Origin of the sequence: Pelomonas sp. KK5, from assembly GCF_001984095.1 — a bacterium.
GTDB lineage: Bacteria > Pseudomonadota > Gammaproteobacteria > Burkholderiales > Burkholderiaceae_C > KK5.
On record NZ_LYVQ01000010.1, the window covers coordinates 1 to 24,732 of the forward strand.

Consider the following 24,732-nt stretch of genomic DNA (forward strand, 5'->3'; position numbering starts at 1 on the left):
CCTGCTCGACGTCGTCGCGGCGCTGGTGCCGGGCAGCGAGTCTGCGCTGCCAAGGGCCGAGCCGCTGCCGCGGGCGCTGCCGCCGGCCCAGGCGGACCTGCGCGACATCAAGGGCCAGGCCGGCGCCAAGCGGGCGCTGGAGATCGCCGCCGCCGGCGCGCATTCGCTGCTGATGTCGGGCCCGCCGGGCACCGGCAAGTCGATGCTGGCGCAGCGCCTGGCCGGGCTGCTACCGCCCTTGAACGAGGAGGAGGCACTGGAGTCGGCCGCGGTGCTGAGCCTGGCCGGCCAGTTCGATCCCGCCCGCTGGGGCATGCGCTCGGGCCGCAGCCCCCACCACAGCGCTTCGGCGGCGGCGCTGGTCGGCGGCGGTTCACCGCCGAGGCCGGTAGGCGTCGTCAAAGTTCGAGCAACTTGTCAAGACGCACCTTCAACGACTTAGACGTCAGTTAGTCACAGTTGCATACCCCGCTTCGTCACACTTACGAGCCTATCTGGTGTGAGTCGGTCTCGCGCGTCTGTCCTTCCTCGAATTGACTGACAAAGCCAAAAGCCATCCGAACGAAGCCATGAAATACCGATGACCTAGACTGCCGTTGGCCCTGCGTAGAAATCGCCGCGCTCAGGTCTAGCAGTTGCCTCATACAAGCGGCAGCAGGATGACGAAGGCGACGCCTGCCTGCCGGTTCTCCGCAGCTATCGTCGCGCGCATGCCCATCAGATAGGACTTTGCCGAGTACAAGCCAAGCCCCTTGTTGCGAGGCTCTGGGCTATCGCTCGTCTTGTACAGAAAGATCGACTTCAGACGCTCACCCGGGATCAGCGTCCCGTCGTTGCAGACTTCAAGCACCGCGTCACCGCGATCACGCTGAACAGTCAATCGAACCGTGATCGGCGTGCCCGGCGTCCGGTGCCGGTCCGCGTTGTTCAGCAGGTGATGCAGGACCGTATCGAAATAGAACTCGTCGATGGCGCACTTCACGCCGGCGACCGGTCCCTCGTAGCGCAGATCGACAATTAGGTCTACGGAGTTTTCGACTAGACGTTGCAGGTAGGTCGCCAGGTCCAACGGCTGGCAGACGATCTGCTGACTTTGGATACCGTCTTCGACGGTTGCCGCCTCCAACATGGCCTCGATCGCGTTGTGGATGCGATGCAAGTAGCGCTGGATGTCGTCACGATCCTGGGTGCGGACCATCAGACTTGCCAACGGCGAGCGGATCTCGTGGCCAATCGCGGCCAGCCGCTCCTGACGCAATTCCAGTCGCGCCTGCAGCACCCGTACTTCCTTAGCCTTCTCGGCGGCGGCCTGCTGAATCGCCGCCACACGCTGGCGGATGTTCTTCTGGTTCCATCGGTACTGCACCGTCAGCACCCGCCACAGTGTCGAGATCTCGTCGCGGCGTTTGAGATGGATTTTTGCTTCATCAAGAATCGTCTTGTTGGAGACGAGGTTCCATGCTCCGCGCGTGAATACGCGCAGCTTGGCGACGGCGAAGATGAACAACGCCGCCAAACCCATGACGATCAGCAGCGCCGCGGTGAGCCAGCCGACGGCGCGGGTGGCGGCCGGCGGCAGAACCGCTGCCGGCGAGATCAAGCTAGCGGTCAAGGCTCCGGTGGGCGCCGGCAGCCGGAACTGGATGTCGTAGGTTGCTAATTGCGAGGGCCGGTTCGTGGCCAGCAGCACCTGTGCCCAAGCGTCCGACACTCGCTGCTGCCAGTCCATCCGGCGCGGCGGCGTGGGTAGGTGCAGGTCCGCCGATCGCCAAACCGGTTCGGCCTTGCCCTGCGCGTACTTGATGACAGTCAAAGCGGATTGAGAAGGCACGCTGGAGAGGTAAGCACCCTGCAGGGAAACGAGCGCCCGCCCTTTGGTATTTGGCGCGACGGTAAATACCGACTCGATTCCATCGGCGCCGCGCCGGTACACGTCAATCCCTACAGCCAGAGCTCCAAGCGCTGGCGAAGGCCACGTCTCACTCGATTCGGCCTGCGGGTCCAGAAAGGTAGCATCGATGCGCCCCAGCACCGTCACGTAGTTGCGGACGTCTTCGCCCTCGCCAGCACGCTCGAACGCCTGGGCGTTGAACTGACGCAGCGGACGCTCGGGGGCGCTCGCGAGGAACGCCGCCATCTCGTGAATCCCGGCGAATCGTTCCAACTGGGATGGGTAGCGGGAGACCGCTAGGGCCGGGGTGCGATAGACCAGCACGACCGGAGGTAGCTTCGCTCCGAAACGCAGCACGATCCGGTCCACGCCGACGACGCTCGCGCCGGTACGATGACGGCGCAGCTGCTCGACGGGATAGCGGATAGCGAAGTAACCGAAGCGTCCGGTCGCTTCGCCGGGCACTGCGGCAAAGCACGCCTGGACCGTGAATGGCAACGCATCGGCGGTTCCTTTGCCGACGTCCTTGCCGTTCTTCTTGACATTCTCCTTCCCGGCGAACTCCAGTGTGCAAGGCCTCGGGGAATCCCAAACGATCTTCTCGGAGGTCAAGCGCCTTGCATTCTCGCGATTGAGAACGTAGCTGAAAAAGGACTTCCGGAGTTGCACGAAACGCATCGGCCGCTCAGCCAGCGAAAAGTCCTGTGGATTCTCTAGCAGCGAGGAACCGTCCGGCTCGCGCGTGGACAGCAGGAAGTTGGAAAGCTCGGCCGATAGCGTGTTTTCGCGGACCTGCTGCTCGCTGGCCCGGGCCGAAGTCACCCAGTCGTAGAGCGCGAACAGCAGCAGTCCGGTTATTGACAACGCCCCCAGCACAATGCCCAGCGTGTAGACCCACTTGGACAGCAGGAGAGCAAACCTTCGTAGCAGGCTCATGCGTTCACGTGGAAGGTCAGTCGACCTTCCACACATAGCCCTTCATCGGGTCGGTGCCAATGCGGTCGAAGTCTGGATCCACGTCGCGGAAATGCTGCCGCACGTTCGACATGTGCTGATGCACGACGCGCGTCGAATTTCCAGACTTCAGCACCTCGGTCAGTTCGGTGTAACCCACCGTACGGCCAGGAGCCTGCGCGAGCAGATGCACCATCTTCAGTTCAATGATGCTCAGATTCACCGGGCGCTTGTTCCACAGGAAGCCCGGTAGGCCATTGGCTTCAGTAGATAGGCCATCCGGCCACTTGCGTCCAGACGCTGCCTTGAAGGCCTGCAGGTCGCGCAGCGCGAGCGCATGCTTGACTTTGTTCAAAAAGTCAGTTGGGTTGACTGGCTTGCGCACGAACTCAAAGGCCTTCAGCTGGAGCGAGATCTCATGGAGGTTCTGCTCCGGCATACCGGTGACGATGATGATGGTCTTGGTAGCGCCGTAGCGTGCCAACAGGTCGATCCCGCCCTTAGGTGCAACCGCGCCTGGCTCCAGTTCGATGTCCAGCACCAAGAGGTCGAAGTCCATCGAGTCGATTAACCGCTGCGCCTGCGCCGTGTTGAAGGCCTGGTGCACCTGTGCGTCGGGGATCTCGGTGAGCATGCGCCGATGTTGGTCGTTCATGGCCAAGTCGTCTTCGATGACGGCGATCGTCGGCACGGCAGTGGTCTCCAGCGAAAAGTGACCGCAGCATCGCACAGCCTGGTCCTGATGGATGTGCAGGATTCTTGACACGACTCAGCGCGGCTTGAGAACAGCGAGCGCCGTCTCAAGAGAGTCGCGTGCCATACCCCGCCCATTTGAGAGGGACATTTCTAGACTGGCTATGCCAATCCGGCAGACATATTAGAACCTCCTCGCTATGCCTAAAACACTCAAACCCGGCACCCCGGTGCCCCAGTCTGGCCAGTACAAGAATCCCGCCACCGGCAACGAGGTGACGGGCGTGCAGGGTAAGCCCCTGCCGCCCACGCCCCGCCCGGGTCAGGGCTACGTGCTCGTGGATCCGACGAAGCACAAGCGCTGACCCGACGCCGACATCAGTACAAGAGTCGATGAAGGAGACCACCGAGCCGCCGCCCGGCGGTCTCCACCAACCCGTGTCTCTCGACCCTCGATTGCCTTGAGATCCGACTCCGGAGCAATCACTAGAGCAAAAGCGGCCGCGAACACGGGGACGCCAAGACCTCATGAGATCTTGAGTTGCACGTCTGCGCCACAAGTACTACCATGCGTCTAGTTATGCGATCAATCAATTAAATCGACGCAATGTCCGACTCCTCGTCATCAAGACCATCCACTGAGCGCTGGGGCCCTGAGCGGCGCCGGGAATTTATTGACTTCCGGCTGCAATGGGACGGCAGGATCAATCGCGGCGAGTTGGTCGAGCATTTCGGCATTTCGACCCAGCAGGCCTCGGCGGATCTGGCCCGCTACATGGAGTTCGCCCCCCACAATCTTTTCTACGACAAGAGTGCAAAGGTGTACAGGGCCAGCGACGGCTTCAAGCCGCTCGTGCCTACCAGTGATGCGCGGCAGTACCTAGCCCAGTTGACGGAGATGGCGAGTGGCGCTGCTGGCAGCCCAGCCAATGCCATTGGTTGGATCCCACCGCACGACGCGGTCCACTATCCGGCCCGACCAGTGCAGACGACAGCGCTGCTGCGCCTGCTTCGGGCAATGCGGGACGGCGAAGAGGTGCGCGTCACTTACCAGTCGATGCGCCGGCCCAGCGCGACGGCATTGTGGATCGTGCCGCATGCGCTCGGCAGTGACGGTCTGCGCTGGCATGTGCGGGCCTGGAGTCACGAGGAAGGTGAATTCCGCGACTTCGTGCTCTCGCGCATTCATGCGGTCACTCAGTGGCGACGGACTGAAGTTGATACAGCGCAAGACACGCTTTGGTTTGAATCCATCGACGTCGTGATCCAGCCGCGCGACGGCTTGACTCCCGACCAGCGCAGGGCGGTGGAAATGGACTATGGCATGAAGAAAGGTCGGCTCGTGATCCGCTGTCGAAAGGCACTCGCCTGGTACGTCCTGCGCCAGCTCCGCCTGGATCAGCCAGAGACCGTATCGGTGATGGAGCAGCCTATTGCCTACGAGGACTGTGGCGAACTGCGGCGCTTGCTGGCCGCAGCCCGCAAGCAGTCGAGCGAGCTTCGATCACTAGCCACCGATTCACCAGCCCGGCAGGCCCGCTAGGGAGTATTCGGAAACCATTCGACCCAATCTTCGTCGTTTGAGTAGACCTTTCAGCATCCACTTCCAGCAACATCCGACCATGTCCCCACTTATCGTTCAATTCCCTCGCCTGCAGTCCCCGTTCAACAGGAGCGCACGTTATGTCTGACGTCAAACCAGTCCCCCACCACTTCTACGTCGACGGCAAGGAGTACGAGAGCGAGAAAACCGCCTTGACCGGCCTGGAGATCAAGACGATTGCCAGCGTACCGGGCGACTATCAGCTGTTCCTCGAAGCTGAAGGCGACGCCGCCGATCGCGCAATTTCTGACGGCGAGAGCGTGGCCATTAACCGCAAGCCGCACTTCTTCGCTGTTCCCCCCGCAACATTTGGCTGAGGTGTCCGATGCTTGAGGACCAATTCGAAGATCTAAAGAAGCGAATCCGCGAGAGGAAATGGGGTGGGGAGGTCACCATGACTGCCATGCCCAACGGCGGCATGCTCATCAGGGTCCCGGCCGTGCCCGTCAAGGGGTGGAATCGCACCGAGGCGGACGTGCTGTTTGTCGCTCCGCCGGGCTATCCCAGCGCGCAGCCCGACTGCTTTTGGGTCGAGCCGAACAACTTCCGGCTCGAAAACGGCAGCACGGCTCAAGCTTCCAACGACGGCAATCCGATCCCAGGTGATCCCCAGCCACGCAGTACGACCTGGTTCTCGTGGCATCTGCAAAAGTGGAACCCGAACCAAGACTCGCTGATCGGATACTTTCACACCATCCTCGACCGTTTAATGCCGGCGCGATGACAGGCGAACTGTGCATCACTGAGGCCGACATGGCCCTCCTGCGCAAGCGGCTGCTTTGCGGAGACAGCGAGCGCTGTGCCGTCCTGTATGCGGCGCAGAGCCAGCGCTGCCATGGCCAGCGGCGGCTACTGGTGCGCGAGATCGAGTTCCCGCAGGAGGCTGAGTACACCGCGCAGAGCGCCATCGAGGCGCAGCTGAGCCCGATGTTCGTGGCACGCGTGACCAAGCGGGCGGCCAAGGACAAGCTGTCGATGATCTTTGTTCACACCCATCTCGATCACCACGTGCCGACTTTCTCGCAGATCGACGACAGGGGCGAGCACGCGCTGCGAACCTTCCTGACCAACCGCGAAGTCGACGGCGATCATGCTGCGCTTGTCCTTAGCGAAGGCGGCATCCGCGCCCGGCTACTGGGTACAGAACAAGAGCTGCGCGTCGTGGTGCTGGGCAGCAAACGCAGCATCGCGTTCGACCCCGACGCAGATGACTTGCCGACGGATATGGCCTTTGACCGCCAGGTTCGCGCTTTCGGCGCCGAGGGGCAGAAGCAGCTTGAGAAGTTGCGCGTGGCTATTGTCGGCCTGGGGGGCACCGGGTCCATCATGGCGCAGCAACTGGTTCACCTGGGCATCCGCCAGTTCATCCTCATCGACCCTGACGAGATCGAAACCACCAATCTCAACCGCGTGGTGAACGCCACGCGCGACGACGTGCATGCCAACAAGGCCGAAATCGCGGCGCGCTATCTCCGCTCGTTCGATCCCCGCGTGCGCGTCGAGACCGTCGCAGGAGATGTCACGCGAGACGCGGTCGCGCGCCGCCTGATCGAGGCCGACGTGGTCATGGGCTGCACCGACTCGCATGGCAGCCGCTCGGTCATCCAGCAGGTAGCCTATCAGCACCTGATCCCCTGCATCGACATGGGCTCGACCATCATCCAGTCCGACGGCGAGGTGAAGGGCATCTACGGGCGCGTGCAGTTGCTGGCGCCAGGCCTGCCTTGCCTCTGGTGCAGTGAGCTGTTGAATGCCGCCGAGGTGCGACGCGACATGATGAGCGAGTCCGAGCGTCGTGTCGATCCGTACATCGTTGGCAGCCGGGAGCCTGCGCCTTCCGTGGTGTCGTTGAATGGCACAGTGGTGTCGCTCGCAGTGACCATGCTGCTGGGCGTCGCCGTTGGCGCGCCGCTAGACGCGACGCGGCTCATGTACAACGCCTGCAGCCCCGCCCTGCGGTCCATCCACGGGCAGCCCAAGCAGGACTGCTTCATCTGCTCCAAGAAGGGCGCCCTGGCCTGGGGCGACCATCGTCGACTGTTCACCCGATTGGACTGACATGGCCATCACCGAGTTCAGCAGTGGTCCCGAGCGCAGGCAAGTTGGCTTCGTCGGGGACATGCCTGCCGACGCTGTGGAGGCGTTGAAGCGCCGCGGGCATGAGCCCTATCAGCTACGGACGAGCGATCTCTCGCAGCGCTTCTTCCTGGGCCGCACGTGCGCAGTTGTGCTGACTCAGCAGGTCGAGTCGCCAAAAGGCATCTATCGCGAGTTGGAAGCCTTCGCCGGCGCCCTGAATCACGACTGCCGGATCTACGTCCGCTGGGCCCCGGATGGCCAGGCCAAGGAAGCCTTGCTGCGCTCGCTGAACAAGCTGAAGCTGCCACCCTCCGGCTACAACCGCCGCGAGGCAAAGTTCTTCTACGGCGACTGGATCGATCACGATCTCCCCTTTGTCTACGCACCCTTTGTTCATCTCGTCGATCCCAACGCGAGCTGGGACGAGTTCGCCAACACGATCGTGCACAACGAGGCCGGCCCGGCACCCTACGACTCGCTGAAGATTGAGGCGAGCGACACCGCCGGCAAGCCCATCGATATTGGGGACGAGGCGGACCTGCTGATACGGCGAGCGTTCCACAACTGCGAGCGGGTCTGCCTCTTCGGCAAGGGCAACGGTCTCTCCGGCGTCGGCGCGTACGAGGGATACGCCTACCTGCGCGACGGTGAGCTGGGCGGCACCTGGCCGTACAAGTTCTTCGTCAAACTCGGCGGACGGGTCAAGGTAGCGCGCGAGTTCTACAAGTATGGAACAACCCTGCTAGAGAACGTGCCGTTCCACCTCGGCCCGCGGCTGCGTCGTGAACGCTGCGTGCTCGGTGCGACCCACGGCCTAATCGTCAGCGACTTCGTGTTAGGAGCAGAGACGATTTGCGAGAGCGCCCGTGAGGGCCGTGGCGTATCGGCGATCGCCAACCTGTTTAACGTCACGTTGCTTCCGTGGCGTCGGGCGGCAAAGGAAACACCACTGCCATTGGGCGACTACCTGCTGAAAGAAATATTGAGCAACGAGAAGGGGCAGCCTCGCGCCGTTCCTGATCATCGTGCTGAGCGGTTACAGGCTTTCGGTGCCTCCGCCACGATCGCCGACTTGCTCCAGGTCGTCAGAGACATGTTGCCCAGCACACCGGTATTGACAGGTATGGTGCACGGCGACCTGCACGCGACCAACGTGCTGGTCCGCGGCAACGATGCCGTGGTCATCGACCTGGAACGTGTGAGCACGGACGCGCCGCTGCTCTTCGACGCAGCCAACCTTGAGGCGGGTCTTTTTGTCGATGGCTTCATCAAAGATCGGCGCAGCGCCAAGGACATCTTGGCATCGCTGGCCCCCCTGTATGAAGTCGAAGCCTTCGAGAAGGACGACCATCACTGCGATCCGTCCAATCCTTCCGCCTGGTTCATGGACAGCATTCGACAGATTCGGATGCAGGCCAAGCAGATGGAGTGTGTCAAGCTGCAATACGCGTGGATGCTCGGCGCGGTCTTCGTCAAGAAGGCCTGCAATCCGGATGACTTTGCCGCCGGCGTCGAAGGAGCCCACTTCGTGACGTTCGACGAGATGCCCTCGAATTGGATGACGGCTCGCGAAGCTATCCGTACGCTGACCTACATCGTGGGCGAGCGGATCCTCCTTGGCCTAAGCTCTAGAGAGTCCACCGGAGCCCCAACGTGAAACGCGGCAGAATCAACCTGAAAGCCGAGGTCGCCTCTCGCGGCGGCGTGACCGATCTGCTGCAGGAGCCGGGCGATGCGGTCTTGATCCAGCGTGGTGTTCCTCGCTGGCTAGTGATCAAGTGTCCCTGCGGATGTGGCGAGGAGATCCCTGTCAATCTTGACAAGCGCGCCGGGAAGGCTTGGCGGCTGTACCGCGACGCCAGCGGCGTCACGCTCTTTCCATCGGTGTGGCGGGACACCGGGTGTGAAGCGCACTTCATCATCTGGCGTGACCAAATCGTCACCTTCGGCGGCGGTACCAGCTCGGCGAATTCGCCAGGACCATCGCTGGACGTGACGGACCTGGCCCGGCGCGTCCTGGCAATCTGGCCCGAAGGCGCCCTTGTGTCTTATGTCGAGATCGCCGACCGGCTCGGCGAGATCCCCTGGGACGTCCAAGAAGCCTGTTGGCGGCTCGTGTCAGGCGGCCTACTGGTTGAAGGCCGGGGCGATGCGCGTGGCACTTTCCGCAAGGTAAGGGCGTGACGCAGCATCACATATCCATCCATCGACAAAGCTTTCGGACCTAAACATCGAGTCACCCGATCACCCCGAGACACAACGGAGAGGACAACATCATGATTTCTAGCAATGCCAAGAGGGCGGCTGTAGCAATGGCCATTGGCGCGCTATGTATCGCCAGCGGGAGTGCAATAGGCAGTCCCGTGTACCAGTTTCAACTGAACGGCGACTACCACGCGAGCTGGCAGCTGCCCGCGTCAGCCACGCCCAATGATGTCTTCGTGGGAGATTCGTTCACCGTCTGGGACGTCGCCGGTACCTACTCGAACGCAAGTGCCGGGCTGGCGGACCTAACCTTCTTCAATTCGGCACGCGGCGGCGGCTTGGGCATCTACGACGTACACGCGGCATTGAATCTGCTGTCGACTGACGGCGCACAGCTCTATAGCGGCACCGAAGCAGAACCGCAGTTCATGCTCGGTACGTTTCAGCTGACCGAGTATCAAGGCAATGGCCGGTACACCTTAACGGTGTCCGACATCAACACCATTCCCGAGCCCGCGACTGCGGCACTACTGGTGGTCGGCATCCTGGCACTGGCGTGTCAGCGTCGGCGCCTGGTTGGAGTGACCGTAACTCCGTCTGCGTCGTCGAAAAATATCGGCATGTAAGACTACATCCCAAGGTACATCTACACCAAAGGAAAGTGCAGACCTGATTTAAAGGAGGTCGCTCCCTGCACCGAAGCTATTCCATCACCCGGCCTCTGCCCGAGGACCACGGCCTTCTGGCTACCCAAGACGTGGCGCCTTTGCGTCCATAGCGCTCAGAGTGCGGCACCTCCGCGGTGACTAACATTCGATCTCCGGCTCGTAGGTGATATGTCGAACCGAGCATCGTGAGTGAGCCACATCTGTCCATCAACGAGCAGAATGTCGGAATCGTACGGGTTTGAATGAACAGGGACCACCTGCTGAGAAGCCCATTGGCACTCGACTACCTCGGTGTAGCCCTTGACAAGCGCCTTCTCGCGAAAGGCATCAAAGTCCGCAGCCATGTTTGCCCCCGCCGGTGTCATCACCCGACGACCCGCGACCCGCCGATTTCTCGCTTGCGTCGGCATCATGCAGGAACGCGAATCGGTTGGCGCGCGCATCGTGCAACGCATGATGGCTCCGGCGGCCGTAACGGACCCAGTAGTCCTCAATCCGGCGAGGGTCAAGAACGCTTCTAATTGATTCGCCCTTGACCCATGCCGGCTTCACCAGGGACTCCTCATCCCTGATCAAGTAAACAATCAGTTCCCAGTCTGTTGGATGATCGACGGAGACGATCACGGGAGCCTCGGCAGCGAACTGAGCGAGCCATGCTCTGAGCGCTCGAGAGATCTCGGCTTCAGTACCCCTGCTCGCTGATGCAGTACCCAACTGAGGCACGACCGCGATCCGAGCGAAGTCTCCGCATCGATCAAGGTCCACGTCAGTCCGCTCCATATAGAACTCGCGACCGTCGTCGCTGACAACGCCAACCGACAAAAGCTCGCAATCCAGCAGGTCCGTGAATTCGGTATCGGCAAAGAGTCTGATCATTGGGCCTTCAACCTGAGCGGACATCCCGCATCGCCTCACGCTGCGGTGCGTCGACTAATTTCAAGACTTCTAGATGCGGCAGCCGCCCGGGTCCGAAATGCCAGGCCGTGCGCGAAGCATAAGTACCGAGTAGCAGAAAATTTAGCGCGCCGAGTTCAACGCAAAGCAACGGGCAATCTCGACATGCCGCTTCTGCGACCACGAATGCCATGCATGCGGCCACGACGGCGCCGACGATGCACACCGACCGGCCTGCGAGACTCTGCATCCTTGTCGCAGGCTCGATACGGAGATCACCGTGCCGATCAATAACGCAAGCCCACGAGTGGACAGCCCGCTTCAGCTGGCTGGTGTTCAATCGCCGCGATTGCACCGCATGGCGCAACGCCTGCAAGGTCCACGAAGGTAGCGATAGGCCGAACTCGACTTGACCGCGCGTCCGATCGGCAATCCAGATCGCATCCGCAAGCGCTTCAAGCTGGCCCAATCCAATGCCGCGCAACCGTTCTGCGCTTCGCCAGTATCGAAAGGCAAGCCTCGGACAGGTCAGCCATTGGCCCACCGAAAGTGAGAACGCCAGCACGCGATCACGGTGCCGGATCAACGTATCGATCGGCCTAGCACCGTCTGAGGCAAGTACCCGGTCAAGCTCACCGAACAGGAAGGCCAGCGCTCTCGCCTCCGCAGCCTTGTCGCCTTCGTTGTCCATTCGAAGCCTCAGCTACCGTCCATGATTTCGGACTCCACGGCAGCCGCGTCCGCCTGCGATGCACGCTGGGCCAAAGCGCGGTAGGCCTTCAACACAAGTGCTCCATGTCCCTCGTTGGAAATCGTCAAACCATGCCGCCGGACGAGTGCCGACACGAGCATCACACTCGCACCGAGGCGCTCAAGATCCCAGTCCTCGGAGTCGTCGCTTCGCGCGGTCCCAAATAGCAGGTACCTGACATCGATACCGAGCCGAGCGACCTGCTGCAAATAGCCCGCGTCAAAATTCGCGCCGGTAGCTTCATAGCGGACCTGCGTCATCCTGGTCACTCCGACCCGAGATGCCAGCTCCGCCTGGCTATAACCCAGCCGGGTGCGCTCATCCTTGAGCCGCGATCCGATAGTGGTCAGCGGCTGCCGTTCGAACTTCACAATCGTCCTTGACCTTTTGAAAAGGTGATCTAAATTTCGATCACGTCCCAACATTAGGTCCATCGTGGATACACGTCAAGCGGATAGCAGACGCGAGCGACGCGGGCAAGAACGCCCACGGCGCGCCAGACATTCGCCGAACGCCTGATCCCCGCAAGCAGCATGGCGCGCTTCACTGATCCATCCCAGATGCCAGTCGACGCGCCGTCCTTCGGCGCACTGCTCTTTGGCCTACGCACAGAGAGGCACCTGTCACAGGCGTCGGCAGCGCGGATCTGCGGAATCAGCTCGGCCTACCTCAGCGGCCTTGAAAACGATCGGCGGCCGCCGCCGCCAGCACGGACCACCCTGCGCCTGGCCGAGGGCCTCGGTCTGGCAAAACGCGAGACTGCGCTCTTGCTCACGGCAGCACGCCGCGAACGCAATCCGCTTGCCATTGCAGACCTTCCGTCCAGCGTGGCTCAGCTGGTTGAAGCTCTCTGCCGGCATGGCCATGTCCTACCTACCGAACTGATCCGCGATCTCCAATCGCGGGTTGAGGAGGTCGCCATGAACTGATCAAAACCCACCAAGCAGGCTCCCGAAAGGTCCGAGAGCCTGCCCGTGGGGCCGAGGAGGAACCTCAGCGTCTGCAAAACAAGAGTAGCACCTCCTCCGCCACAGTCAACGGGCCTTCACTGTCAGGTGAACGACCGGCAGGCATGTCGTGTCGGCAGGAGTTGCTATGTCGAAAGAAGCCGCTTTTGGCAGCGATGCCTGGGCGGATTGGGTCTTCCAATCACCGCCCGCACGCGACCCACGTGGACGGTCCCGCGCCACACAGCGATTCGCGCCTCGATTCGATGGCAAGACTGTCTGGGTTGAAGGCACCGAGCAAGGAGCGGCCTACGCGCTCGACTACTTCCAGAGAATCGGACTGGTCCTACGCTGGAAGGCCCAGCCATTTGAATGGCTGCCCCAGTCGGCGCCGAAACCCCGCATCCCTGATTTCCTCGTGGAAATCAGAAGCAGACAACGTCTCATTATCCAGTCGAAGTCAAAAAAGTACCTGACGCCGCTTGTGGCCGCCGAGTTCGAAGCCGAACGAGCCACAGCCCTTGCAGCTCAGGTCCTTCACACCGTATGGACTGAGGATCGGCCGTTCACACGACCGGCCAGAACCCTTTTCTTTCGATTGCGTGGTGCGCGCAATACGGGCTACGAACCGCATGCCTTGCGTGCACTGACGGACCACGTGCGTGCATGCCAAAGGTGCACTGCGGGCGAACTATCGACAGCAGGCCACGAACCCGCGCTCATCCTGGTCGCGGTACGACAAGGCCTCGTCCACATCAGACTGACGGAGGACTTGCATGAGCGATCCATTGTCTCCACGACCCCCATCACTGATGGCCTCGGCTTTCTCCTGGGCTCCGGGTTTGACGCTCAGAGTTGGTGGAACAGTCTGTCAAATCGTCAGCTTGATCGAGCCGGGGCCTGACGAACGCTCACATCCGCTTGCCGTGCTTCGGCACTGGAGCACCGGCGAGTTGAAGACCGAGTCTCTGGAGCGGCTGGCAAGCCTGAAGGACTGCGGCGAGCTGTCGATCATCGATACGCCCGAGTCCATGGAAAGCATCGTGGACCTGGTGTCGCGCAACGATGAGGAACGACGACAGTTGCTAGTCCTCCCACTTGATGGCTGTAGCGATGCCACAGTTCGCGAGACCGCAGTAAGGATCAGATGGCTCCGTGCGCTGCATGACATCGGCTACTACGGATTCAAGGCCTCGCAGCTCTGGGCCATGGACATTCAGCACCTGGCTCAAAAACTCAGCCTGCCGGTTCGCACGTCTGTCGTACTCGCCGGCTGGGAAGCCCGAGGGGCGAACGATGCCTCGGCGCTGATACCCGGATTCAGTCGAAGGGGCGGCGCCAACCAAGCCCGTATCAACCCGGAAGCAGACGAGTTGCTTGCGTCTGTCATCGTGGATGCTCGAAACGGCAAATACCAACTTCGCCCGTCCAGCGTGTACTCGGAATTGCAGCACCGTATCGACAAGAAGAATCTCGAACCGGACAGGCGCTTCGCCGTCCCCAAGCCAAGCCTAAGCACCGTCACGCGACGCTTCCGGGGTCAGGTCAGCACCTACGAACGGGACGTGGCCCGGCTGGGCAAAGGCCCCGCCGACAGACTGCATGAGGCCACAGGTGTTCGACGCAATGTTGGCGCCCCGGGCTTGGTCTACGAGTTCGATGATCTGGACAGCAAAACCTTTGTCATCGACGAAGTGACGGGCCTGGGTTGGGGTCGGCCTTGGATCACCGCGGGGGTGGATCAGCACTCAAAGTTTCCGGTCGGTGTTCAGTTTGACAACAAGCCCCGCTCCGCCTGGTCGGCCATCTGCGCCCTGGTCAACTCGATCGAAGTCAAGGACATGACTGCCTTGGGCTTGGGTGGACTCGGACTTCAATGGGAGTCGTATGGCTACCCCTGCGGAACCATTTTCGACAACGCCACGTACAACGACGAGCGATTCGTCAGCCTGGACGCTGACATCGCGGACCCTGGATGGGCCCGACCTTTCAAGCCTCGTGACAAGCGTGAGATCGAGTACCTCAACAGGCAGACCGTCGCCTTCTTCAGGACCCTGCCTGGCTGGCGCGGCCCTCTCGATGATCCGGACGCTCTCAAGGAGGGATTGGAATCCGCGGTCATGTCGCTCGAAAAGTTCCGCCGCCTGTACTTCAAATGGTTGCTCGGTGACTACTCGAACTCACCCATGAGCAACGGCCGCACGCCGCGAGAGATGTACACCGAGGCCGGGCAAATGGACCTGCGCGCGCGCATGCCACCTGATCCTCGCAGGTTGCGCCTGCTGAGGACCATCCCGCTCGGAAGCGGTCTGCGATGGTCGAGCAGTGGAGTTCGCACCATGGGTCTCGTCTATCAGAACGAAGAGCTGTATCGCCGCTGGATCCGGCGACCTGGCGGCAGGCTTTTGGTTGATGCACGAATCGATGCAGAGGACATCAGTCAACTGTTCATTTCGATACCGGGCACGAATGAGTTGCTCATCCTTCCCTGCCTAAGCCAAACCTACGCGCACCACATGACGCTGTACCAGCAAAAGCTGGTGCTCAAGCTTTGCCGGCAAAAGAAGTTGACCCATCCATCCCTTACAGAGCTCTTTGCAACGCGCCACGAACTGGCCGCGATGACGGCCAAGTTACGCGTGAGCGGAAAGGTCCGTGACCGCCGTCGCGCCGTCCGGGCGGGTGCGGTGCCGAACGGATCCAAGCCGTCGACCAAGACTGAAGCTGTACACGACCTGCAGCAGGCTTACGAAGATCTTGACGCTGTCGAAGTTTCGGAAGGAGCCGTGGGATGGGCGATGCCGGCATGAAAGCCGGAAGGCGGGATTGGGCGGGCGTTGACCTTGATCAGCGACTGCAGCACATGGAGTCGCTGTTCATCCCGCATCCCCAAGTGGTTCGGCTCATTGAAGTGTTGAAGGAACGCATCGACCGCCGCAAGGCCACCGGCGTTGGCCTTGGCCTACTGGGAATCGCTCCATCCGGAGGAGGCAAGTCCACGTTGATCCGGCATCTACATGAGCGATGGCCAAGGCGTGAAGATGCCGACCGCACGATTGTTCCCTTCATCTCATTCAGCGTGCCGATGCCTTGCACGCCATTGAATTGTTCCAACTCAGTTCTTGAATCCTTGGGAGATCCTCTGCACCATGGCAAGAGTACGAGCGAGCAGACGGCCCGAGCGATCGCCCTGCTTCGATCTTGCGAAACGGCCGTCGTCGCCGTGGACAACGCTCAGGACATTCCCGACCGGCGTGCAACCCGCGGCATCGCCGTTATAGGAAACTATTTCAGGGATCTGATCAACGCCGGCGGGCTCATCCTTCTCATGCTTGGGACCGCCGAGGCAGAGATCGTGGTCAGTTCCAATGGCCAACTTAGAAGGCGCATACCCGGCAAACTGTCGCTTTGCGGGTATGAGATCGACAAGGCCACGGGATTGGCTTCGTATCTGAAGCTCATCGCCAAGTTCGAGGAGCAACTGCCACTCTGCGAGACATCTGGACTTGCCACTTCCGCCCTGGGAAAGGCTCTTGCCTTTGCGTCAAACGGCCGGATTTCCTATTTGAAAGAACTGCTCATGGCCGCGGTACGCCACGCAGTCGGTGCCGGCCACGAATGCATCACTCGCGAGCACCTCAAGGCCGCCTACGTGGACGTGTTTTTGGACTACGCGTCCGCCATCGATCCCTTCGCGCCCGACTTTCGAGACTGGCGCTATTTGAATCGCCCCGGTGAGCCGCACTTTGATGAATACGTGCCGCCTCGCCGTATCGACAGGGTCGCAAGCGACGGCGCTCGGGCAAGCCGCCGTCCGGCATAGCTCCGACCGACAGCTTCAGAAAGGCCCGACTATGTTTCTGTTTCGACCAGAGCCGTTCGATGGGGAGTCCTGGAAAGGCTTTCTCCTCCGATTCGCCCATTTCAACGGCATCACCAGCCTCAAATCCCTCGGCTCCACCATCGGATGGAGGCCGATTGACATGATCGACGCCGGACACCGCGAGATCTGGCCCCTGCTGAGACATCAGGACGACTGGATGGCTCAGCCATATCCCTATGCATACACCGCGAATCGCACAGCTTGCCAGCACCGCGTGTCGACACGAGGACGTGTCTGCCCCCTATGCTTGGCCGATGATGCTGTGCCATACATCCGCGCGATCTGGGACCAGCCGCTCTCTATCCATTGCCGTACTCACGGCGTAATGCTGGTAGACGCTTGTGGGGGCTGTGATAGACAAATCAACTACCTCGATCGACCGTGTCTATACAAATGCGCTTGCGGGGCGGCACTGTCCAGGTCGGTGGCACGTTCGCGCGATAAGTGGATCGACCAGCTGGAATCGGCATTCATGATCCCGAGTGACCCTCAGCGGAGTGTGACCTTCGCCGCGTCTTCCAGATCTGAAGTCGCAGGCGCTCGGATCGCATGTCGCCTTGCCAGGCACTCCTTAGGTATTGCGCCTCTGGTAACGCGGGAGTCATTCGTGCTGGAACCATTTCTATGCTCGAAGTACTTGGCGGCCCTGCAGCCATGGTTCACTGAATGGCCCAATGGGTTCTTGTCTCAACTGTCTCCTCTTCAATGGCATACGACCATCAACAAGGCGCGAGCAACCAGGAGAAGCCTCTATGCAATTCACTTTCCTCAGATTGCGGCTGCCCTGAGTCAGGTGACATCCACGACGGCCAAGTCCAGAAGTCCCAATAAGCCTCTGCGGGGATGGGCCAATCGGGACAAGTTTGGCTATACGTTGTCATCGTTGACCGCCCTTTTTGGCTTACCCGCGTCGAGCATTCGATTCTGGTTCACCGAAAATGTAGTTCAGGGCGCCACGGTTGCAACTGGCTCGAAGGCCGGCAGTCACAAGTACCATCTGTCGGCGGATGCGTATCAGAGGGTCATCGAGTTTCATGGTGTCACATGCACGGCCAGAGAGGCATCCAAGCTTGTGGGCTGCTCCGCCAGGACCATGCAGCACCTGTGCCGGGCGCAGCTCATTCCCAGCGTGCAAATCACGAAGGGACACCGAGGCCATCGGATCTATCGGTCGGACCTTCTCGAGTTTTCTTCCGCGCTTCTTCTCGCTGGTTTTGCGGCCCCAGAAATTCCTGAGAGGCGTCGAATCCGGTTCTCGGCCATCGTCAACGAAAAAAGCCTCAAGGCGCATGTCATCTGGACGCTATTTCTTGAGCGCTTGCGTCTTGGACTGCTTGCACTGCATTCGTCGGTAACGAACCCCATGCGCCTCGACGACCTCTTCATCACTCGCGCCGATCGGGACGCGCTGCTCGTCAATAGATCTGGGGTTGTAGACGAGTTGCCTATATAGCCGCCATTGCAAAAGTTCCACCATGTTTCTGCTGCGGCCTCAACCCTTGCCCGACGAGTCCCTGTCTTCATGGCGTCAGCGAGCCGGGATGCAGAACGGCTTTCGACTGTTCCCACTATTCGGAGAGCTGAGGCGCACTGACCAGGATATGGGAACCAATGCCGAGGCGCTCAAATTTCTCTCTGCGTCATTTGAAGTTCGCCCGGTCGAAATAGAACGCCTCTGCCTGACAAGATTTGTTGGTCGTATCTTCGACGATGTCAACGGCCGGTCACACCCTAGATGGCTCGTCCAACCTCGATACACGCGCCGCGGTGTGTGCTCTGGACCGGTCTACTGCCCCAAGTGTTTGGAAGAGGACTCCATTCCTCATTTCCGTTTGACTTGGCGCCTGGGTTTCATGACTGATTGCCCCCTTCATAAGTGCGAGATGCACGAGGCTTGCCCGAGTTGCCAAGAACGTGTTTGGCCCCATGCGGCGTCTGTGAAACCACTTTTCGCGGGCCGTTCGCATGAGCTGCATTGCTGCCCTCATTGCGGACAGGACCTGCGCCAGGCAACCACAATCGATTGCGATGGAAGTGCGGTGGCGCGGCTATCGGCCATTGTCGACACTGAATCTGTCCTTGTTGGACCGGACATGCGGGTGGCGACGCGAGACTACTTCGCGGCGCTCTATGCCGTCTGCCATCTGTTTCTACGCAATCGCGCAAACCGCGCCCTGCGTCGCAGCCGGCATGCTTGGACCGGGACGGCCGAGAAATTCGACCATTGCCCGGTCAATATGGTCGAGCTACTCAACGTCCGCTCACGCCATGAGTTGCTTACCGCTGCCGTGGCCGTGCTGGCGGATTGGCCGGCCTCATTCCTCAGATTCGCCGAGGACACCGGCATTCGTCATGAGCATTTCTCAGGGTCGGAGAATCTGCATCCACCGTGGATGGAGGCCCAGATTTCCGCCCACCTAAGGCGCCAACAGCGATGGGTTCGTCCGCGTCATGTCGACGAAGCCATTCGAGAGCTTCGAGACGCAGGAGAGCCGATTACGCGCACCGCAGTTCGACGGTCCCTTGGCGTCGTAACCGCGAAGGCGATCGATCAACAGATGATTTGGCGGAATGTCGCCGTCGAGTCTGAGCTTAGAGAGCTGCTCGCGCGACTCGACGACTTCGTGTCTCACCGTGGCCGCAGAAGGACGACTCAAATTGTTAGATTACGGGACGCCGTTGCTCTGTTGGTCATTCTGTTGACTGATATGGCCCCGACTCAAATTGCCAGGCTCGGAACAACAGCTTTGCTTGACGCGATTGGCCAAGCCTATGTTGGACAACTTGCTAAGCTCGTCCAGGCAAGCGCGGCTGCCAAGACCGCGGAGCTTCTTTCGCTTCAAGGTGCAACCTGGCCAGAACGGACGGGCAGCACTGTCTTCCACCCGGTGAGGGGATCGTGGGACACGGCACGTCGAGTTCGAACACTTACCCGGCAGCTCATGGAGGGATGCGATCCGCTGCTTCGCCGCAACCTGAAGGTGTTTCGCGCCGCGATAGTGGCCGAGCCGCAGTGACTGATACCACGCAATTTCGCAGCGGGGACCCGCGCGGGCTCTATCAGCCGCAGTCGGCGGCGGCTGTTCGCCAAAGTCTCCTTACGAGCTATGGCGTCAGCGAGCCAGAATGCCAGTCAACGCTTTCTGCGGACAGACGAGGTGAACTATGCGAGTAAACGATGTGAGGCCCGAATCATTTGTCTTTCAACTGCGTTGTGACCGATGCGGAGCGGAGGCACAACACAACGTTGACGACGGCTTCAACAATTTCGTCCAAATCGGTTTCGATGCAAGCTGGGGATCTCAGCTGGGCGATGGCAACAGGGTCGACATTGACCTCTGTCACGGGTGCTTTAAAGAAGCGCTGGGCCCCTGGCTGAGGGTATCAGCATCCAAATGGAACCAGCGCCTTCAACCGTCGGAGTGGATGGGTACGACGCCGGTCTCGGCCATGAGCGGCTGCCGATGGCCGACTGGTTCTGTTCAATCCAAAATCGTCTCGCATGAACCGCCATACGGGAGCATCACGTGAGCAAAGAAGCAAGACAAGTCTTCGGGCTGATCGAGTTCGATCGCGCCAGGAGCGTGTTTGTCGGCAAGATCATCGGATTCCCGCACGTTGAATTCGAAGGTCAAGTGCTCGGCGACGTCGAACGGAAGTTGCGAAACGAGGTCGTCGCAATGATCGCCAGCGATGCGTTGGTCTTGGAGACTGAGTTCTCCGCACTTGTTCATCTCGCCGACGGTGCCAAGGGTCTCGTGGATCTGACAGAGTAGGCAATCGCCGATGTCGACCACCAGCCGGACCCGGCCATTTGCAGTCGTAGCCGAATGACAGCAATGCCGCCGCCCGTCGCTGATCATCTCGCCAGCGGCAGCTCACACCCGAACCTCGCGCCCTTTCCCGGCACGTCCACCAGCGCGATCCGGCACGTTCGGGTTCGCCCTCTTCGGACCTAGCCACAAGGGCTGCTTGCCATTTTCGCGTTGTCGTCTCAGGACGGCAGCAGTGTGGCGTTCACCTTCTCGAGGCAGTTCACAATGCCTCATGGCCCAAGGTAAAAGAGTCTCTGTAGAAATCGGTGCCGATGCGCTCCAATCCATCAAAGACATGGGTTCCGCCGTTAAACGTGCGCGCACCAAGGCTGGTGAAGGCCAGGCCACCGCTGCTGCTCGCCTCGGCGTCCACGTTCAGACCATTGGCCGCATCGAAGCAGGTGAGCCCGGCGTAGCCATTGGCCACATGATGGGCCTGATGGCGCTGTACGGTATTTCGGTCATCTTGAAGGGCTCAAAAGGCGAAGCAGCGTAGATCGACGAGGGATGCTGGCCGGACGAGCCAGCTTGCAGGGAGAAGGGCATGGTCCACCTGACCGGCCTGGGCGGCCGTGCGTTCGCGACCAGGGAGCGCAGGACAACATCCGCTCAATTCTGATCTCGATGCACGCCGATCCGCGCGAACTGGGCAATGGCGTGCGCTAGTTGCTCGGGGCTCACTGGTCGATACCTTGGGTTGCCGGGCTCCGACGTGTACCCGCGCCACTCTGTCTCTGAGCAGGCCGCGGCACCGAGTTGGCGGTTGAAGATGGTCATCGCGACCGCGGGTGGGAGGCCGGACGCCGATACCAGTTCCCGGAGCTGGGCGTTCGGAGCCGATTGACTCTCCAGGGCAAGGCCGATTTCGGAGCGGGCCGAGGTGGCGGGGGCTTCTGCGGTTGAGAGCAGCATGCTGTACTTCCTCCTGTCCTGTTTCTACCGGATCGCAAGGCAGTCGGTATGGCATTGGGTGACGGAATCCCGCAGGTTGGGGGTGCATCATCAGAATCAATGGTGCGGACTGGCGACAAGGGGTGACGCCTATCGTCGACAGCAATACCGGTCTCGACAAGGTCAGTTGGACGTTGTCGGCATTCTCAATGCATGCGATGTCGCGTAGCGCTTGAGGATCGCCGCCGAGCCGAATACGGAACCGACGCAGGCTCCCCAGCGCGAAAGGTTAGGCTTGGACGCACTTGTGGTTTCGCGTCGAGGCAGCGGAACACCTCGTCCGAATGGGTGAGTCCATAGTGGCAGGTCCGTTGATGCACGAGGCCATCCACCTCGGACATCAACTTTGCAGCATCGCGGCCACAGCGAGCATCCCAGCTGCGATCGGACCGGTTGCTGCGGGAGCACTTTCGTCAGGTGCCCCGATCTGGCTCAATAGTGAACGACAGATCGGATCGACTTGCCTTCATGCATCAGGTCAAACGCCGCGTTGATATCAGTGAGCGGCATGGTGTGGGTAACAAACGGGGCGAGCTGGATGTCGCCCCGCATCGCCTCCTCCACCATGCCCGGCAGTTCTGAGCGGCCCTTCACCCCGCCGAAGGCGGTGCCCAGCCACCTACGGCCGGTGACCAACTGGAATGGTCGGGTGGAGATCTCCTGGCCCGCGCCGGCCACACCGATCACGATGGACTGACCCCAACCGCGGTGCGCGCACTCAAGCGCCGCGCGCATCACGCCGACGTTGCCGATGCATTCAAAAGAATGATCCACGCCCCAGGTAGTCATCTCGACAATGACCTGCTGAACAGGCTTCTCGTGATCCTTCGGGTTCACGCAGTCCGTGGCGCCGAAGATCTTCGCAAGTTCAAATTTGCTGGGGTTGGTGTCGATCGCGATGATGCGACCGGCCTTAGCCAGCTTCGCACCCTGAATCGCTGCCAGACCGATCCCGCCGAGGCCAAACACGGCCACCGTGTCGCCCGGCTGAACCTTGGCTGTGTTCTTCACCGCGCCGAGGCCCGTGGTCACGCCACAGCCAAGCAGGCAGACTTGCTCGGGGTTGGCCTCAGGATTCACTTTGGCAAGCGACACCTCGGCCACCACCGTGTACTCGCTGAACGTGGAGCAGCCCATGTAGTGGTAGATCGGCTCGCCTTGATAGGAGAAGCGTGTTGTACCGTCGGGCATCACGCCTTTGCCCTGCGTGGCGCGCACAGCCACGCAAAGATTGGTTTTTCCAGACTTGCAGAACAGGCACTCGCCGCATTCGGCGGTGTAGAGCGGAATCACGTGGTCGCCCGGCTTCACGCTGGTGACGCCCTCGCCGACTTCGACCACGATTCCTGCACCTTCGTGCCCCAGCACGACGGGGAACAGCCCCTCTGGGTCATCGCCCGAAAGCGTGAACGCATCGGTATGACAGACTCCAGTATGGGTGATGCGAACGAGTACTTCGCCCTTCCTGGGCGGCTCGACATCGATCTCGACGATCTGCAGCGGCTGGCCAGCTTCGAAGGCAACGGCGGCACGTGATTTCATTTGACTTGTCTCTCGGAAGGGTTGGGTTCGAACTTGACGGAGGCACTCCGATCGTGAGCGCCCCTGGATCCGCAATAGATCCAGGTCAGCCTCGATCAGTAGCAGATCAGGCAGGCACGAAGGAATAAGCGCAGATCTTGTTGCCTGCCGGGTCACGAAGATAGGCCGCGTAAGCCGTGGGCGTGAAGCTGCGCGGGCCCGGCGCGCCCTCATCGGTACCGCCATTGGCCAGGCCGGCAGCATGGAACGCGCGGACCGCCTCGCGAGACGGTGCGAGGAACCCCAGCGTGCCACCGTTTGCATGGGTAGCAGGCTCGCCGTTACCGGGCTTGGTGATGATGAACTCGGGGGAACTGGCACCATACATGCGGCCGTTGGCGCCGAAGTCGCCCTGCTTCTTCAGGCCAAGCGTGGCAAGAGCTGCATCGTAGAAGGTCTCGCTCTTGGCAAGGTCATTGGTACCAAGCACGGCGTGGGTAAAGATGGACATGGTCAGGGCACTTTCTTCAGATTGAAATGGACAGTCGATGGGGCAGGACCTGCGTTCTGACAGCAACTGCACGTGACGCGCGAGTTTTCAGTCGAAGTCCGTCGAGAGCTGGGCCGGCCAGCAGTCATCGGTATCGCGCGCAACGGCTGTCTGTCGAAGCCCCGTGGTACTCGTCATCATCGGATCCCGATAGGCGGTTCCTCGACGTACGCGAATGTAGACTTCTGCCCACTGACGTACCAGAGGCAACAGCCACATCGACTGCGCTTTGTCCGATCAGGCTTGCAATTCGTCCGATCCGGATTCATTCAGTCCTTCGCTGTCATCATGAATGCTCCCCCATTGACCCGTCTTCGCACGGTGCACCTGATCGTCTATCCCGGCTTCAAGGCCCTCGAGGCGATTGGTCCGATGACAGTCTTCGAGTACGCCAACATTCACCTTGAGCAGCGCGGAATGCGCCGCATGTACGCGGTCTCGGTGGCGGCACCAGTTGCAGGGACCGTGAGCTCCGACATGTTGATGGGCCTTGAAGCGACACATGCGCTCGACCCTCGCCAGGTTCCAGACATCGCCGTCATCGCGGGAGCGCGGAACATTGAACAGGCGCTCACCGAGAACCCTGCCATTGCGCAGTGGGCCGGTGCGGTCATGCCGCGAATCGAGAAGCTCGTCGCGCTGTGCTCAGGCAGCTATTTCCTTGCGGCTGCGGGACTTCTTGAAGGGCGGCGAGCGACGACGCATTGGAACCACGCGGCGAAACTTCAGCAACGCTTTCCAGGCGTCCTGGTGGAGGCCGATGCGATCTACTTGCACGAGGGAAAGCTGTGGACCTCGGCCGGCGTTACGGCTGGGATCGACCTGGCGTTGGCGATAGTGGAAGAAGACTGCGGACGCACTATTGCGCTGGATGTGGCGCGTGACATGGTCGTCTATCTGAAGCGACCCGGAGGCCAGTCCCAGTTCAGCGTTCACCTGGAGAGCCAGCGCACCAGCCACTCAGCCATTCGCGCTGTCCAAGACTGGATCCTCACTAACTTGTCCGCGGCCTTGTCCCTGGAAGTACTCGCCAGTCGCGCAGCGATGAGCGAGCGCAACTTCAGACGCCTGTTTCAGAAGGAGGTCGGGTTGGCACCGGCAGAGTTCATCGAGCGAGCACGGCTGGATGCAGCGCGGCGCCTGCTCGAGGATGGTGAGCTGCCGATAAAGACGATTGCTGACCTCGTCGGCTTCACCAGCGATCAAGCCTTGCGCAAGCTTTTCATGCGCTTGCTCGGGGTCTCGCCCAAGGACTACCGTGAGCGATTTGCGACCAGCACAAGAGTTCCGCCGGTGTGATGTATCGCGCTTCTGATCGCTAGAAATC

At 60.9% G+C, this 24,732-nt stretch carries 25 protein-coding genes and 3 pseudogenes; 20 read left to right on the plus strand and 8 right to left on the minus strand.

Features of this window, described 5'->3' with window-relative positions; translation table 11 throughout:
• Positions 1-388: pseudogene (locus tag B0W88_RS02445) on the plus strand (ATP-binding protein); the annotation flags it as partial.
• A gap of 252 nt (positions 389-640) precedes the next feature.
• On the opposite strand, the gene B0W88_RS02450 reads toward B0W88_RS02445, so the two are convergent.
• On the minus strand, positions 641-2,827 hold the full coding sequence (locus B0W88_RS02450; RefSeq protein ID WP_077033064.1) for a HAMP domain-containing sensor histidine kinase: 2,187 nt from the start codon (positions 2,825-2,827) through the stop codon (positions 641-643).
• Positions 2,828-2,843: 16 nt separating this feature from the next.
• Positions 2,844-3,536 carry a response regulator transcription factor gene (locus B0W88_RS02455; RefSeq protein ID WP_077033065.1) on the minus strand — a complete coding sequence of 231 codons (693 nt, stop codon included), beginning with the start codon at positions 3,534-3,536 and terminating at the stop codon, positions 2,844-2,846.
• A gap of 232 nt (positions 3,537-3,768) precedes the next feature.
• On the opposite strand from B0W88_RS02455, the gene B0W88_RS35085 reads away from it, so the two are divergent.
• The 8 genes from B0W88_RS35085 to B0W88_RS02490 all read left to right on the plus strand — a co-directional run bounded on the left by B0W88_RS35085 (position 3,769) and on the right by B0W88_RS02490 (position 10,051).
• Positions 3,769-3,903, plus strand: coding sequence for a hypothetical protein (locus B0W88_RS35085; protein WP_255378642.1), 135 nt, complete (start codon positions 3,769-3,771; stop codon positions 3,901-3,903).
• Between the two features lie 242 nt (positions 3,904-4,145).
• Entirely contained in the window at positions 4,146-5,081 is a 936-nt protein-coding gene (locus tag B0W88_RS02460) for a WYL domain-containing protein (RefSeq protein WP_077033066.1), read from the plus strand.
• Positions 5,082-5,221: 140 nt separating this feature from the next.
• The gene (locus B0W88_RS02465; protein ID WP_077033067.1) at positions 5,222-5,458 is read left to right on the plus strand and encodes a multiubiquitin domain-containing protein; all 237 of its coding nucleotides are present in this window, start codon (positions 5,222-5,224) and stop codon (positions 5,456-5,458) included.
• Positions 5,459-5,466: 8 nt separating this feature from the next.
• Positions 5,467-5,865 (plus strand): E2/UBC family protein, encoded by a 399-nt coding sequence (locus B0W88_RS02470; protein ID WP_077033068.1) that lies wholly within the window; start codon positions 5,467-5,469, stop codon positions 5,863-5,865.
• Positions 5,862-7,199 carry a ThiF family adenylyltransferase gene (locus B0W88_RS02475; RefSeq protein WP_077033069.1) on the plus strand — a complete coding sequence of 446 codons (1,338 nt, stop codon included), beginning with the start codon at positions 5,862-5,864 and terminating at the stop codon, positions 7,197-7,199. The genes B0W88_RS02470 and B0W88_RS02475 overlap by 4 nt, the downstream gene beginning before the upstream one ends.
• Before the next feature lies 1 nt (position 7,200).
• Positions 7,201-8,877 (plus strand): phosphotransferase, encoded by a 1,677-nt coding sequence (locus B0W88_RS02480; RefSeq protein ID WP_077033070.1) that lies wholly within the window; start codon positions 7,201-7,203, stop codon positions 8,875-8,877.
• Positions 8,874-9,404, plus strand: a complete 531-nt coding sequence (locus B0W88_RS02485; RefSeq protein WP_144006557.1) for a DUF6527 family protein — start codon at positions 8,874-8,876, stop codon at positions 9,402-9,404. The genes B0W88_RS02480 and B0W88_RS02485 overlap by 4 nt, the downstream gene beginning before the upstream one ends.
• 92 nt (positions 9,405-9,496) lie before the next feature.
• A complete protein-coding gene (locus B0W88_RS02490; RefSeq protein WP_144006558.1) occupies positions 9,497-10,051 on the plus strand; it encodes a hypothetical protein in 555 nt (184 codons plus the stop codon).
• 369 nt (positions 10,052-10,420) lie between these two features.
• On the opposite strand, the gene B0W88_RS02500 is transcribed toward B0W88_RS02490, so the two are convergent.
• Genes B0W88_RS02500 through B0W88_RS02505 form a run of 3 tightly spaced genes read right to left on the minus strand, consistent with a single transcriptional unit; the run spans position 10,421 to position 12,109 of the window.
• The gene (locus B0W88_RS02500) at positions 10,421-10,969 is read right to left on the minus strand and encodes a 3'-5' exoribonuclease (RefSeq protein WP_077033073.1); all 549 of its coding nucleotides are present in this window, start codon (positions 10,967-10,969) and stop codon (positions 10,421-10,423) included.
• Between the two features lie 7 nt (positions 10,970-10,976).
• Positions 10,977-11,678 (minus strand): hypothetical protein, encoded by a 702-nt coding sequence (locus tag B0W88_RS32800; RefSeq protein ID WP_144006559.1) that lies wholly within the window; start codon positions 11,676-11,678, stop codon positions 10,977-10,979.
• An 8-nt stretch (positions 11,679-11,686) separates the two neighbouring features.
• A complete protein-coding gene (locus B0W88_RS02505; protein WP_077033074.1) occupies positions 11,687-12,109 on the minus strand; it encodes a helix-turn-helix domain-containing protein in 423 nt (140 codons plus the stop codon).
• Positions 12,110-12,271: 162 nt separating this feature from the next.
• Here B0W88_RS02505 and B0W88_RS02510 point away from each other — a divergent pair, with 162 nt between their 5' ends.
• From B0W88_RS02510 to B0W88_RS02540, 10 genes and pseudogenes are all read left to right on the plus strand, one after another.
• Complete coding sequence (locus tag B0W88_RS02510; protein WP_083748521.1) at positions 12,272-12,667, plus strand: helix-turn-helix domain-containing protein; 396 nt, start codon at positions 12,272-12,274, stop codon at positions 12,665-12,667.
• A 166-nt stretch (positions 12,668-12,833) separates the two neighbouring features.
• A complete protein-coding gene (locus tag B0W88_RS32805) occupies positions 12,834-13,589 on the plus strand; it encodes a hypothetical protein (protein ID WP_144006560.1) in 756 nt (251 codons plus the stop codon).
• Between the two features lie 49 nt (positions 13,590-13,638).
• On the plus strand, positions 13,639-15,495 hold the full coding sequence (locus B0W88_RS02515; protein WP_144006561.1) for a hypothetical protein: 1,857 nt from the start codon (positions 13,639-13,641) through the stop codon (positions 15,493-15,495).
• The gene (locus tag B0W88_RS02520; protein ID WP_077033077.1) at positions 15,477-16,508 is read left to right on the plus strand and encodes a TniB family NTP-binding protein; all 1,032 of its coding nucleotides are present in this window, start codon (positions 15,477-15,479) and stop codon (positions 16,506-16,508) included. Before B0W88_RS02515 ends, B0W88_RS02520 begins: the two co-directional genes overlap by 19 nt.
• A 31-nt stretch (positions 16,509-16,539) precedes the next feature.
• Positions 16,540-16,887: pseudogene (locus tag B0W88_RS35285) on the plus strand (TniQ family protein); the annotation flags it as partial.
• A 474-nt stretch (positions 16,888-17,361) separates the two neighbouring features.
• Positions 17,362-18,021: a helix-turn-helix domain-containing protein gene (locus B0W88_RS34580; protein WP_233151598.1), complete on the plus strand. Its 660-nt coding sequence runs from the start codon at positions 17,362-17,364 to the stop codon at positions 18,019-18,021.
• A 22-nt stretch (positions 18,022-18,043) separates the two neighbouring features.
• Positions 18,044-18,439: pseudogene (locus B0W88_RS35290) on the plus strand (TniQ family protein); the annotation flags it as partial.
• Between the two features lie 66 nt (positions 18,440-18,505).
• Entirely contained in the window at positions 18,506-19,585 is a 1,080-nt protein-coding gene (locus B0W88_RS02530; RefSeq protein WP_233151599.1) for a hypothetical protein, read from the plus strand.
• A 510-nt stretch (positions 19,586-20,095) separates the two neighbouring features.
• Positions 20,096-20,344: a hypothetical protein gene (locus B0W88_RS02535; RefSeq protein WP_077033080.1), complete on the plus strand. Its 249-nt coding sequence runs from the start codon at positions 20,096-20,098 to the stop codon at positions 20,342-20,344.
• A 271-nt stretch (positions 20,345-20,615) separates the two neighbouring features.
• The gene (locus B0W88_RS02540; protein WP_077033081.1) at positions 20,616-20,879 is read left to right on the plus strand and encodes a helix-turn-helix transcriptional regulator; all 264 of its coding nucleotides are present in this window, start codon (positions 20,616-20,618) and stop codon (positions 20,877-20,879) included.
• Between the two features lie 113 nt (positions 20,880-20,992).
• Here B0W88_RS02540 and B0W88_RS32810 read toward each other — a convergent pair whose 3' ends face one another.
• The 3 genes from B0W88_RS32810 to B0W88_RS02550 all read right to left on the minus strand — a co-directional run bounded on the left by B0W88_RS32810 (position 20,993) and on the right by B0W88_RS02550 (position 23,366).
• Positions 20,993-21,295: a hypothetical protein gene (locus B0W88_RS32810; RefSeq protein ID WP_144006563.1), complete on the minus strand. Its 303-nt coding sequence runs from the start codon at positions 21,293-21,295 to the stop codon at positions 20,993-20,995.
• A gap of 471 nt (positions 21,296-21,766) precedes the next feature.
• Positions 21,767-22,876 carry an S-(hydroxymethyl)glutathione dehydrogenase/class III alcohol dehydrogenase gene (locus B0W88_RS02545; RefSeq protein WP_077033082.1) on the minus strand — a complete coding sequence of 370 codons (1,110 nt, stop codon included), beginning with the start codon at positions 22,874-22,876 and terminating at the stop codon, positions 21,767-21,769.
• A gap of 106 nt (positions 22,877-22,982) precedes the next feature.
• Positions 22,983-23,366, minus strand: a complete 384-nt coding sequence (locus B0W88_RS02550) for a VOC family protein (protein ID WP_077033083.1) — start codon at positions 23,364-23,366, stop codon at positions 22,983-22,985.
• 327 nt (positions 23,367-23,693) lie between these two features.
• Between B0W88_RS02550 and B0W88_RS02555 the strand changes: the two genes are divergently transcribed.
• Positions 23,694-24,704: a GlxA family transcriptional regulator gene (locus B0W88_RS02555; RefSeq protein WP_077033104.1), complete on the plus strand. Its 1,011-nt coding sequence runs from the start codon at positions 23,694-23,696 to the stop codon at positions 24,702-24,704.
• Positions 24,705-24,732: the final 28 nt, after the last annotated feature.

What these genes read in the sequence shown, in the direction of transcription:
- B0W88_RS02470 (WP_077033068.1), top strand. Translation starts at nt 5,467, where the DNA reads ATGCTTGAGGACCAATTCGAAGATCTAAAGAAGCGAATCCGCGAGAGG.
- B0W88_RS02465 (WP_077033067.1), top strand. Translation starts at nt 5,222, where the DNA reads ATGTCTGACGTCAAACCAGTCCCCCACCACTTCTACGTCGACGGCAAG.
- B0W88_RS02450 (WP_077033064.1), bottom strand. Translation starts at nt 2,827, where the DNA reads ATGAGCCTGCTACGAAGGTTTGCTCTCCTGCTGTCCAAGTGGGTCTAC.
- B0W88_RS02540 (WP_077033081.1), top strand. Translation starts at nt 20,616, where the DNA reads ATGGCCCAAGGTAAAAGAGTCTCTGTAGAAATCGGTGCCGATGCGCTC.
- B0W88_RS02500 (WP_077033073.1), bottom strand. Translation starts at nt 10,969, where the DNA reads ATGATCAGACTCTTTGCCGATACCGAATTCACGGACCTGCTGGATTGC.
- B0W88_RS02545 (WP_077033082.1), bottom strand. Translation starts at nt 22,876, where the DNA reads ATGAAATCACGTGCCGCCGTTGCCTTCGAAGCTGGCCAGCCGCTGCAG.
- B0W88_RS02480 (WP_077033070.1), top strand. Translation starts at nt 7,201, where the DNA reads ATGGCCATCACCGAGTTCAGCAGTGGTCCCGAGCGCAGGCAAGTTGGC.
- B0W88_RS02520 (WP_077033077.1), top strand. Translation starts at nt 15,477, where the DNA reads ATGGGCGATGCCGGCATGAAAGCCGGAAGGCGGGATTGGGCGGGCGTT.
- B0W88_RS02555 (WP_077033104.1), top strand. Translation starts at nt 23,694, where the DNA reads ATGAATGCTCCCCCATTGACCCGTCTTCGCACGGTGCACCTGATCGTC.
- B0W88_RS02475 (WP_077033069.1), top strand. Translation starts at nt 5,862, where the DNA reads ATGACAGGCGAACTGTGCATCACTGAGGCCGACATGGCCCTCCTGCGC.
- B0W88_RS32810 (WP_144006563.1), bottom strand. Translation starts at nt 21,295, where the DNA reads ATGCTGCTCTCAACCGCAGAAGCCCCCGCCACCTCGGCCCGCTCCGAA.
- B0W88_RS02460 (WP_077033066.1), top strand. Translation starts at nt 4,146, where the DNA reads ATGTCCGACTCCTCGTCATCAAGACCATCCACTGAGCGCTGGGGCCCT.
- B0W88_RS02550 (WP_077033083.1), bottom strand. Translation starts at nt 23,366, where the DNA reads ATGTCCATCTTTACCCACGCCGTGCTTGGTACCAATGACCTTGCCAAG.
- B0W88_RS02490 (WP_144006558.1), top strand. Translation starts at nt 9,497, where the DNA reads ATGATTTCTAGCAATGCCAAGAGGGCGGCTGTAGCAATGGCCATTGGC.
- B0W88_RS32805 (WP_144006560.1), top strand. Translation starts at nt 12,834, where the DNA reads ATGTCGAAAGAAGCCGCTTTTGGCAGCGATGCCTGGGCGGATTGGGTC.
- B0W88_RS32800 (WP_144006559.1), bottom strand. Translation starts at nt 11,678, where the DNA reads ATGGACAACGAAGGCGACAAGGCTGCGGAGGCGAGAGCGCTGGCCTTC.
- B0W88_RS02510 (WP_083748521.1), top strand. Translation starts at nt 12,272, where the DNA reads ATGGCGCGCTTCACTGATCCATCCCAGATGCCAGTCGACGCGCCGTCC.